The sequence below is a fragment of the Endozoicomonas sp. ONNA1 genome (assembly GCF_024606325.1).
Classification (GTDB): domain Bacteria; phylum Pseudomonadota; class Gammaproteobacteria; order Pseudomonadales; family Endozoicomonadaceae; genus Endozoicomonas_A.
In genome coordinates, this window is record NZ_JAHHPN010000601.1 from 1 (window position 1) to 1287 (window position 1287).

1 protein-coding gene is annotated in these 1287 nt (G+C 47.4%); it reads right to left on the minus strand.

Annotation, left to right across the window (positions count from 1 at the left end; translation table 11 throughout):
- Positions 1 to 215 precede the first annotated feature (215 nt).
- Positions 216 to 1076 (minus strand): CHY zinc finger protein, encoded by an 861-nt coding sequence (locus KDK19_RS24425; RefSeq protein WP_368736467.1) that lies wholly within the window; start codon positions 1074 to 1076, stop codon positions 216 to 218.
- Between the last annotated feature and the right edge of the window lie 211 nt (positions 1077 to 1287).

A 1287-nucleotide genomic window follows, 5' to 3' on the forward strand; every position in this document is an offset into this window, starting at 1 on the left:
GCCAGGACAATCTGTGTCGGTTTTCTGCTCTGGAAAAATAAGGGAGCATCATTGGCTAATCTTTTTATTCTCGGTAGGAACAAAGAATAGCCAAGAATTCCTGAATTGCTATTTGGATTACTCGTCCTATGTTACAAATCCTTCGGCATCATCAACCTCTTCAACGGCCCAATACTGGTATTCAATCCGGTCAGACGTTTGATCATTGTTTTAAGTTATTCAGTAAATACAGGGCCTCTGCAAACAGGGCAGGTTCTTATCCCGTTTCGAAGCATTGCAATGGCGCAATGCTTATGAATTTTGTGAGAGCAGGGTAATATCTGGCAGCCGCTGAAGGCATCTTCAAGGCAGATGCCGCAACGGTCGTGCGCTGAGCCTGGTCGGCATTTGTGATTGCCCTTTAGCATTTTATGCATGCAGACACCGCAAACATCACAGTGAAAGGATTCACTTGCCTTCATCCGGCAAATACCGCATTTATGGCAGTGGAACGGGTCGTTATATTTTGAGGTGAAGTGTTTGCATTTTGCACAGTAATATTCCGACATTTGCTCTTCGCAGTTCGGGCATGTTTGGGAGTCTTCCGTAATTTCTCCCTCATATCCACATATAGAACACATAAACCTTATTGCATGAACAGCCTTGAGTTCAGCTTTACATGAACCCCTGTCGTTGTGACATCTATGGCAAGGGAAATACCCCGGACAGCAATCAAAACCCACATAGCAGAATCTTTGGAAATGTTCGCACACTGGCCTTCGGGATTCTTGCTCCGGTAACCGCTGCAACTCCTCATTCGACAAGACTGACCGCTCATTGGACGGGGTGAGCTGCTCATTGAAGGTGTTCAACGGCTGAGGAGCCAAAGAGCCGCCGTTGCCCGGCATAACCGGGCTGGCTGCTGCCGTCGGCAGGTATTCTCCGGAGGTGATATTGCTTGCTGATGTTAGTTCCAAGTGGCCGCTAGACGAGCTTGCCTGCTCATTCAACGGGTTTGTCGCCTCATTTTGGATGGTCGTTGCCCGTGTAGCACGGTGCATTGCGCAATTGCATCTCTCCGGCCTGCGTTCTGCCATCTGATGGTATGCTTGATGGGCCCTGTCGTGCAAACGATGTTGTATAAGCTCATCCCTCGTTATTTGAAGTTCTGCCTCCAAGCGTCCGATGTCAGTTTCGTAACACTCCACGCAGCCCCGTAAACCCTGATTATCTCTATCTAATTCCTGATTCTTTATAGTTAACTCTTGATTCTCCGCATTTAAGTGTTGATTCTCTGCATTTAAATTT

Coding starts and splice junctions, on each gene's coding strand:
- KDK19_RS24425 (WP_368736467.1), bottom strand. CDS start 1,076: ATGGCAGAACGCAGGCCGGAGAGATGCAATTGCGCAATGCACCGTGCT.